The organism is Carboxylicivirga sp. M1479, from assembly GCF_007097485.1.
Taxonomy (GTDB): domain Bacteria; phylum Bacteroidota; class Bacteroidia; order Bacteroidales; family Marinilabiliaceae; genus Carboxylicivirga.
The window spans coordinates 1-9,534 of sequence record NZ_VKDE01000054.1 but is presented as its reverse complement, the minus strand read 5'-3'; the positions used below and the strand labels follow the sequence as shown (position 1 = coordinate 9,534).

At 37.7% G+C, this 9,534-nt stretch carries 9 protein-coding genes; 2 read left to right on the top strand and 7 right to left on the bottom strand.

Annotated elements, in window-relative coordinates; genetic code table 11:
- Positions 1–745 precede the first annotated feature (745 nt).
- Positions 746–2,053, top strand: a complete 1,308-nt coding sequence (locus FNN09_RS20430) for a carboxypeptidase-like regulatory domain-containing protein (RefSeq protein WP_143304350.1) — start codon at positions 746–748, stop codon at positions 2,051–2,053.
- Between the two features lie 55 nt (positions 2,054–2,108).
- Here FNN09_RS20430 and FNN09_RS20425 read toward each other — a convergent pair whose 3' ends face one another.
- The 7 genes from FNN09_RS20425 to FNN09_RS20395 all read right to left on the bottom strand — a co-directional run bounded on the left by FNN09_RS20425 (position 2,109) and on the right by FNN09_RS20395 (position 7,898).
- Positions 2,109–3,485 carry an MATE family efflux transporter gene (locus FNN09_RS20425; protein ID WP_143304349.1) on the bottom strand — a complete coding sequence of 459 codons (1,377 nt, stop codon included), beginning with the start codon at positions 3,483–3,485 and terminating at the stop codon, positions 2,109–2,111.
- A 245-nt stretch (positions 3,486–3,730) separates the two neighbouring features.
- Entirely contained in the window at positions 3,731–4,399 is a 669-nt protein-coding gene (locus FNN09_RS20420; protein ID WP_143304348.1) for a hypothetical protein, read from the bottom strand.
- 111 nt (positions 4,400–4,510) lie between these two features.
- Positions 4,511–5,023 (bottom strand): hypothetical protein, encoded by a 513-nt coding sequence (locus tag FNN09_RS20415; RefSeq protein ID WP_143304347.1) that lies wholly within the window; start codon positions 5,021–5,023, stop codon positions 4,511–4,513.
- A gap of 6 nt (positions 5,024–5,029) precedes the next feature.
- Positions 5,030–6,124: a hypothetical protein gene (locus tag FNN09_RS20410; RefSeq protein ID WP_143304346.1), complete on the bottom strand. Its 1,095-nt coding sequence runs from the start codon at positions 6,122–6,124 to the stop codon at positions 5,030–5,032.
- Positions 6,114–6,644 carry a hypothetical protein gene (locus FNN09_RS20405; RefSeq protein ID WP_143304345.1) on the bottom strand — a complete coding sequence of 177 codons (531 nt, stop codon included), beginning with the start codon at positions 6,642–6,644 and terminating at the stop codon, positions 6,114–6,116. The genes FNN09_RS20410 and FNN09_RS20405 overlap by 11 nt, the downstream gene beginning before the upstream one ends.
- 11 nt (positions 6,645–6,655) lie before the next feature.
- The gene (locus FNN09_RS20400) at positions 6,656–7,222 is read right to left on the bottom strand and encodes an RNA polymerase sigma factor (protein ID WP_143304344.1); all 567 of its coding nucleotides are present in this window, start codon (positions 7,220–7,222) and stop codon (positions 6,656–6,658) included.
- A 136-nt stretch (positions 7,223–7,358) separates the two neighbouring features.
- The gene (locus FNN09_RS20395) at positions 7,359–7,898 is read right to left on the bottom strand and encodes a hypothetical protein (protein ID WP_143304343.1); all 540 of its coding nucleotides are present in this window, start codon (positions 7,896–7,898) and stop codon (positions 7,359–7,361) included.
- A gap of 103 nt (positions 7,899–8,001) precedes the next feature.
- Here FNN09_RS20395 and FNN09_RS20390 point away from each other — a divergent pair, with 103 nt between their 5' ends.
- Positions 8,002–9,162 (top strand): DUF4105 domain-containing protein, encoded by a 1,161-nt coding sequence (locus tag FNN09_RS20390; protein WP_143304342.1) that lies wholly within the window; start codon positions 8,002–8,004, stop codon positions 9,160–9,162.
- Positions 9,163–9,534 lie beyond the last annotated feature (372 nt).

Below are 9,534 nucleotides of genomic sequence, written 5' to 3'. Positions count from 1 at the left end.
CAGCCTCGTTCAATGACCTGCTCAAACTCTATGTTGTTACTTGTCCTAGCCATGCCTTCTTTTATTCACTAAGTTCCGAATTCCCACCAATAATCATCCCCCTGTGTGTCAAATTTACTTGCCATGGATGTTTCATATGAATATAATTTGTTTTCATTTGACATATGGAACTCTCAAATAAATTTAATCATCCTCTTGTGTGCAACTTAGGATGCTAAATTTACATGGTCGTTTCATGTTTTAAATTTTGTTTTTATTGCCACTACTTGTCCCGATTTATCGGGATGGAACTCGCCAAAATCAATCATGCTCTTGTGTGAGAACTTATTCTCATGGCTCGTTTCATATTAGTTGTTGTTGAGATTTATTCTTTGAATATCTGCAGTCATGCATAAGATATTTAATTATCCCAAAAAACGTCGTTGAGGTACTGAGTCGCAAGATGTGTACTTAAAATCATAAAACTCTGCGTCAATGTGTCTCTGCGTTTATTAAATTATGCGTAAAAGCTGATATTCATGTGTTTAAATTTTGTTTTTTATTGCTACATGGAACTCGCCAAAATCAATCATGCTCTTGTGTGAGAACTTATTCTCATGGCTCGTTTCATATTATTTTAAGGCGGCAAATTAAAGAAAGAAATTGAATGAATTAAAAAAAATATTAAAATTCGATAGGGGAAAGTTGAAAGCTTGCTTGTCCTTAAGATGACAATGCAAATAATAAACAGTTAAACCTAAATAGTATGAAACCAACAAAACAAACTCTGGAACAAAAAGCTCGCTTCCTTATGCTTTTAATTGTTAGTCTTATGATGTCTTTTTCATTAGTGGCCAATGATGCCATTAAAAAGAAAAAGCTTGTATTACAAGAGGGGACTTACAAAGAAATTAAGGGTAAGGTAGTGGATGCAAATAATGGTGATGATTTAGTTTTTGCTAACGTGACCGTTGAAGGAACCAATATTGCTACGGTAACCAATTCAGAAGGTAGTTTTATTTTAAAGGTACCTAACGAGATGCTCGGTAATAGCTTAACCATTTCTTACATAGGTTATGATCAAAAAACAATTGCGATCAATGACTTGAAAGCGAATAACAATAAAATTAAGCTGAATGTGTTAACAGTCTCGCTCGATGCGATTACAGTCTTTCCAAAAGATCCAAACCTTTTGATTGAAGCGGTATTAAATCATCGAAAAGAAAATTATTCGCAGGATGAGAATTTGATGACGGCTTTCTATCGTGAGACCATCCGTAAGAGACGTGCTTATGCATCGCTATCAGAGGCTGTTGTTGAGATATATAAGCAGGGATATAATAATTCAAAAGTAGATGCTGTTAAATTGTTGAAAGGCAGAAAAAGTGCTGATTACGGTAAATTAGATACTTTGCTTTTTAAATTACAGGGAGGCCCATACTCAACATTGATGTTGGATATTATGAAGAGCCCTTACATGATTTTACGCTACGATTTGTTAGAGGATTATGATTTTGAGATTGGCAATATAACTCGCCAGGATGATCGTATTTTATACATCCTTAATTTTAAGCAAAAAGAGTATGTGCCGGAACCATTATTCTATGGTAGCTTGTACATCGACTCGGAAACGATGGCCATTGTAAGTGCCACTTACAATATTAATACCGAGGATGAAAAGGCTGTAGGAGAGATGTTCATTAAGCGTAAGCCTGCAGGAGCAGATGTTTACCCAACAAAGGCATCGTATATGGTTACCTACCGCGAGAAAGACGGTAAGTGGATTTATGGATACTCTCGTGGAGAACTAACTTTTAAGGTCAATTGGAAAAAGAAACTGTTTAATACGGTTTACCATACAGGTATTGAAATGGCCATAACCGATTGGGAAAAAACAGAAAGTAAAAACTTTAGAGGAGCTGAGAAAATGAAGAGTAATGTGGTGATGAGCGATACCGAAATGGGCTTTGCTGATGCTGATTTCTGGGGAGCTTACAATGTAATTGAACCCGAAAAATCAATCGAGTCAGCTATTAAAAAGATTCAGAAGAACATAGAGAAGTTAAATAATTAGTGATTACACAACTAAACCAAAACTTTCCATCATTAAGCTGGTAGCCTTCGGGTTATCAGCTTTTTTTTTGTTTATAATCAATAGCTCGATTTAAACGTCGTAATTCCCTGGCTAAAAATACAGCAGTAATAAAGGCAGATACCGTATCAGCTATGGGACCAGCTAGCCAAACGCCATCTAAACCTATGTATTTTGGTAGGGTGATGAGAACAGGTACCAATACAATTACCTGACGTAATAAGGATAAAAGGGCCGACAAACCAGCTTTTCCAGTCGATTGGAAATAATTTCCAGTAATAATTTGGAAGCCAACCAGAGGCAAGGCTAACAAAAAGATACGAAGACCTCGTGTTCCAATGTCTAATAACTCGGCACTATCATTATTAAATGCCTTAATTATGGTGCGAGGGAATAATTCACTTAAGGCAAATCCTAAAATGGAAATAATAGTTGCAAATATTAGGCTTATTATGAGCGTTTCTCTAACGCGTTTGTAATTTTTTGAACCGTAATTAAAGCCAATAATGGGTTGTGCAGCCATGTTAATGGCGATAACTGTCATTACCAACAGCATGGCAACGCTCATGATAACGCCCATGGCACCCACAGCTAAATCACCACCGTATTTAACCAGTTGTATATTAAAGGTTCCGAATACCAGGCTTGAGGCCAGTTGCATAGAGAAAGGAGCAAAGCCAATGGACAAGATATACCAAACAATGTCTTTTTTAAGAGGAAAATTCCTCATTCTTAAACGAATAACAGAGCGTTTGCTTCTGAAATGAGCAATGACCCATATCATTAGGGCCAACTGAGAAATAACGGTGGCGTATGCTGCACCGGCAACGCCCATATCCAAGGCGAAAATAAAGATGGGATCTAAAATCAGATTCAATCCCGCACTGATAAGCATCGATATCATGGCCACTTTGGCACTGCCCTCAGATCGAATAAGGTTATTAAGCGAATAACCTACAATGTTAAAGACGGAACCAAATAATATGATATTAAGGTATTCATTAGCATAGTCGAATGTTTGATTGTTAACCCCAAAAAATTGAAGCAAGGGATCTTTTATGGTAAAGCCCAGGAACATAATGAATAGCGCTACCACTACCATTAAAACAAAAGCATTTCCCAGTACTTTCTCAGCTCTGTTAAAGTCTTTTTTACCCAGGTTTAAGGAAACGCGTACACCAGCCCCCATGCCAATGAGCATGCCAAAAGCCATCATGATAACCATAATAGGAAAAACGGCGCTTAAACCAGATAAGGCCATTGCACCAACACCGTGTCCGATAAATATACGATCAACAATGTTGTATAATGAGTTGATAATGACACCTGCAAAAGCTGGTAGGAAGTATTTCCAAAGCAGTTTAGGGATGCTTTGAAATTCCAGCTCCTTTACATTTTGTGCCTGTTTTGTCATAGTGTGTAGTACAATTGAAAGCACAAAAGTAACAAAAGGTGACGATTCGCAAGTTTAAATGCTGCCATTTGTCAGTTTCGCGGCAAAAGTTAGAATTAAACGGTATTTATCGTGTTTGAGATGATGAATAAAGTGTTTGAAGCAATTGTCAAATGACACAGGGGGAAGCAAAAAAACAGATCGCCACTAAATCCGACTATAGGAATATTAGAGGCGATCCGAAAATAAGTTGATGGGATAGACTGCTAAAATTTACCAAACTTCATAACAATACCGTAGTTGAAACCACGCAGCATATCGGGCGATCCAATCACATTGGGGGTAGGAGCACCTATTGTATCATCCTTATAGCTTAAGCTAATATCACTTGTATAGCGATACGATACGCTAAGGCCTAGACGGAAGAATTTGAGCATGTTAAATTCGACTTCAACACCAGGTTCTACTACAAAAAATGCATCACTATCTTCATAAGTTTCATAATCATATTCATAATCAGGCTCATATTCTTGCCAATGTTTGTTGTAAGCCACACCACCAGCTCCAATCAAAATCGGGAATGATAAGTGAACAGGTTTCTTAGCTCCTACAATAGGCTCCAGAATTAATCCACCATAACCACCATTGATCTGGTATTCCTCACCTTTTACGTCATCCATTTGTGGGTCGGTCATAAAGCCATAGCCTCCAAGGCCTAAGCCAAAATTGTGATCAACCACCCAGGCACCACGCCCACCTACCACTATGGCATCGCGATTCATAATTTCGCTGTAATTAACCATTATAGCACCATAACCACCATTTGAGCGATCTTGTTTGCTGCCAAATATGGTGCGAACTTCATTATCTGCTTGCTGCGCATGGGCCATAGATAATATAAGGCCAAATGCTAGTGTTAAAATATATGTTTTCATGTGTCTAAATTTTTAGTCGTTGTAAGGAAACAAGCTTGTTTTAATTTCTTGGTATTATGCTTGTTTCGGTGTATTGTGTTTTATTATTATATAATTGCTATAGCTATTATCTTAAAATACAAAGGCCGCTGTTACTGAAATATTATTCAGGTTCATGCGAAAATATCCAGGCCCGAAAAACTCAAAGTTGGGCATGTAATCGGCCGATAGGGCAAATGGATATTTTAAAAAGCGGTACTCCAAACCAATGTATCCATCCATACCGGGCGAAACGAAATTACCCTCGTGCACTATTGGTGGGGCAAATGGTCTGAAAAAGTTGCTGCTTTTTATTTTTGTTCTGTAGGCCAGATGAGCACCATATCCATAACTAATAAACCATTTACTGGAAGTAGTAGGGAAAGCCGGTTGATGAAATATTCTTAATCCAGCAATGACCAGACTGTTTTCTCCATATTGTAGCATTGCCATGGCACCATCTTCTTGATTAAACAATCGCTTATACGATGCACTCCAATAGGTACCAAAGGACATGCGTACAGCATTTTTATAATCCTGCCCCTTGCCTTCAGGCATAAAGGTCAGCAACAGGATGATGGATATATATAGTTTTATGAATTTCATGTTTACTTATTTATGGCTGATCATTAAGCTGGCATCGCTTATGTGTATTTGCACTTTTTCCTTTGCCGCTTGTCCTTTGTAATTAAAAACGACTGCTTGTGTTTCAATAAGCTCTTGCCATTTAGGGTTTTTGGCAATTAGCTCTTTGGGTAAATTAATTTCTCCCTTGGGCGCCATAATACTGCAGGCATAGGCCGACGGTTCCTTTATTTGTATGGTGCAATTGGTGTATTGCGAGTTTACTTTTAATAAATCAAAGGCAGGTTCTAATCCTAAATGCTTTAAAGCGCCGTATTGCATCACCATGTTAAATTCATTTTTTAGGTGTAGTACCGATAGCTTAGAAAAGTAGGTCTCACCAAACAAATGAGCTAATTCGTTTATCTGGTAGTCATCACGCTTGGATTGTAGCTTAATGAGTTCACATTTTTCAATTTTCACTTCCGATGATTTGGATTGAATATCCAACTGCTGTCCATTGCTTATATGAACCTTACTAAAGTTAAAATCAAGCGTGCTCTGTTGCAACGATTCAATCATAACATCGCCAAAAGCCAGTGTAAGGGTGTTGTTACCAGTTATATTTTTACCTTGAAAATCGCCATTCGACAAGTTAACATTGAGGTTGCCATTAAAATCGGGTATGTACACATTGCCATAGCGGTTATCAACTTTTAGGTTAATGTGAGCAGGTACCTTCACAAAGTAATCAATGCGTGTACGCGAACTGCCTGAACCTTGTAGGTTGGTGGCTTCTTTAATATTTTTAAAGAATGATGAGTATTTACTTCCAAATACTGTTTCGGCCAATAAGTAGGATGCGTTTCCTGTTATTTTAAACTGCACATTATCCTTTATCTTTTGAAAGCGCGCTTCATTTTTTTCAGAGATAAAAAAGTTGATGCTGATGCTTACCGAATCTTGATCCCAGGTTGAGAAATGAATGTTACCATATTTGTTATTTACTTCAAGGGTAGCTGATGGCAGTACATAAAAGCTTTCATGTCGTTTAAGCTCTTCTGTAATTGTTTGGGCCTGTGCTTCTGCACCCAACAATGCTAGAAAAAAGTAAATGAACAAGTATATCTTTTTATAATGCATAAGATGTATGTGTTGGTTCGTTATCTTCCTTTTGGTCTTCTAAAAACAGCATGATGTCTTCCAGTATGGTTAATTTCATGCGATAATTCTGTATCATGGCTTCTACTACTTCGGCGTTATCTACGTTATCGTCCAAATCTCTTTTAAGCTCTATCATTATCGTATCTAATTCTGCCAAATCCTTGTCCATTTCCGATTTTAATTCAGGATACTTATCCGATACCTGATACACTTTTTCTCTTTGCCGATTGACTTTCGTTATGTAGTATAATTCCATCTCTGTCATAGCGGTTTCTTCAGCCGTTAAAACTGGCTCAGCTTGCTGCATTACACCTATGTATACAAATACTCCAATGAGTGCAGCGGCTATCGCAACAGTACCGTAACGTATAATGCTTAAACGTATTTTTTTCTTACCATGTAGTTCTTCATTAATAGATGCCCATGCACCTGCAGGCGCTTCCAGGCTGTCAAAAGCATCTTTGTTATGGTCGATATAATCTTTCAGGCGATTGTTCATACTACATCGTTTTAGTTAAGCGTTAATTCCATTGAACCCGCTTTTAGTATTTCCAATAATTTCTTTTTTGCTCTTGCCAGTTGCGATTTAGAGGTTGAAACAGTAATCTGCATGATATCTGCAATCTCCTGGTGGTCGTAACCTTCGAGCATGTACAACGAAAAAACAATACGGTAACCATGTGGTAACATGCCCATGGCATGTTTAATGTGTTCAACTTTTAGTTCAATGTCGTTGGTTTCTTCAACATCGTCCTGCATGGCATCGGGTGTTATTTCTTCGTTCAGTTCCAGGTTTAGTTTTCTTCTTTTGAGTTCGTTAATACATTTGTTAATGCATATTCGTTTTATCCAGGCCCCAAAGGTTGAATCAAAACGAAATGAATCCAGTCGTTTAAAAGCTTCACAAAAAACCTCTTGTAACATATCTTCAGCATCTTCAATACTGTTCATCATACGGTAGCAGATATTGAACATGGCTTTGGCATAGAGCTCGTATAGATTTCTCTGTGCTTTAGCATTGCCTTTGGCCGCTTTCACAATGATGGGTTTATGTATGTCGGTTATTTTTTGTGCCAATTTTTAGCTTATTGTCGGTTTAAAGACAGCGTGGTTTTTAAAAGGATGCATTCTTGGAATAAAAATAGTGCATTTATTTGAGGGAGTAGCTTTTTTTTGTGGAGAGATGGAGTGTATAGCTTTGAAAATGAATTAGTTATGCGCGTTTTGTTTTATTTAATTGAGCTAGTATTTTTTTTGCTTTGTTGACTTCACCTTTACTGCCATACGGAATTAAATTTTCAAGAACCGCTTTTAATTCGCTAATGAGTTCGGGGTATGGAACTGTTAAGTCGTAAAGAATTTGCATGCAGTGTGCCTTTACAGCAATGGGTGTTTCTTCGGTTTGTAACCATTCAAAACAACAATCGAGCAATTGACCATCGGCTACTTCACTTAAATCATGCTGCGATAAAATTCTTAGGTAATGCCTTTTTATACTTTGACTGCTAAGAAGTGGTGTTCGGTCCATCAAAAGTTGGAGGTGTTCATCTAAAATGGTTTTATCCAAATCGTGCGATAAATCAAGCAAATAGGCACTACGCCAAGCTATTTTATGTTGTGGATGTTCATTTAGCTCCAATAATATTGAAATATCCTTAGGCGATTGATATACTTGTTTGGCAAGCTCTTGAAAGGTTTGGGCTGCCCAATCGGCAGTCATCAGCTCAATTATTTCGTCTTTTCGCTTTTGCATTGCATCCTGTTTACAACAAAGATAATTGTGATTGTTAATATTTGCTGATTGTCCTTTGTTTTTTGGCGCCGATTATTTTTTATCTTCGACAAAAAAATCGAATATGCGTTATTGGTCTGTTTTTCTGTTATTAGTTGTAATGTCGTTTAACCTGATGGCACAAACCAGGCTATCCAATGAGGCTTCTATTTCGTTACTAACATGTGCTGCAGGCGATGAGTTATATTCGGTGTTCGGCCATAGCGCCATCCGGGTACATGATCCGAAAGCGAATTTAGATGTTGTTTTTAACTATGGCACTTTCGATTTTGATACACCCAATTTCTACCTCAAGTTTGCCAATGGTGACCTGAATTACATGCTCGCTTACGGGCCTTATAATCGTTTTTTAAGGGCTTATAACTACGAGAAACGAAGTGTTTGGGAGCAGAAACTGAACCTGACAGATGATGAAAAGCAAAAACTATTTGATGCTATAGTTACGAATGCTAAGCCAGAGAATAAGTTTTACCGATACGATTTTTTATTTGATAATTGTGCCACACGTATTCGCGATATCATTGTTGCCAATGTGGATGGTGAAGTTGAATACAATACCAGTGAGCATGAAGAAAAGACGTTTCGTGATATGTTACATTATTACGATGCAAGGGTGCCTTGGATAAGAGACGGCTTGGATATTATTTTGGGCATGAAAACAGATTATGACGCCAGTCAGTACGATCAAATGTTTTTGCCTGATTACCTGATGAAGCATTTGTCAGAAGCTAAAAAAGTAAACACTGGCACCGCCTTGCTGGGGCCAAAACAAACCATTTTATCGTTTGATAAAGAAGATAAAGCTGGCACCTTAACACCAGGCCTACTAATGTGGTTGTTGTTTTTCTTATCGATGGGATTGGTATTTGTTGAGGTGAAGCGCAAAGCACCATTTGTAGTCATCAATCGAATAGTACTATTGTTTAGCGGAGTAGTAGGGGCACTTATTTTCTTTTTGTGGTTTTTATCGCGCCACAGTGTTACGGGCGAAAACTTTAATATGTTGTGGGCAATGCCTTTTAACTTGTTTGCTGCCTTTTTAGCAAGCTGGTTTTACAAATCAAAGGTCTTCAAGTTGTACCTTTTGTTTTTAATGGTGTGCGTATCAATACCGCTTATTTTTGGCTGGTTAATTCCACAGCACCTACCGTATGCCATATACCCACTTTGCTTGCTGTTTATCAGTCGTTATGCTTCGTGGTATTTCCTTTTAACAAGGTCTTAACAAGTGTTTTAAAAACTATTTAATGAGCATTGTGTTTCAATTATTATGAAACGACCATGTAAACTTGATTATCCAAACTTTCACCTAGGAGGATGATGAAACTTACGTGAGAGTTCCATGTGGCAATAGAAAGCAAAACAAAAACACATGAAACGAGCCATGAGAATTCCTTCTCACGCAGGAGGATGACAAAATTAGCGAGTTCCATATGGCCAATGAATACAAATTTTTGACATATGAAACATCCATGGCAAGTAAATTTGACACACAGGGGGATGATTATTGGTGGGAATTCGGAACTTAGTGAATAAAAGAAGGCATGGCTAGGACAAGTAACAACATAGAGTTTGAGCAGGTCATTGAACGAGGCTG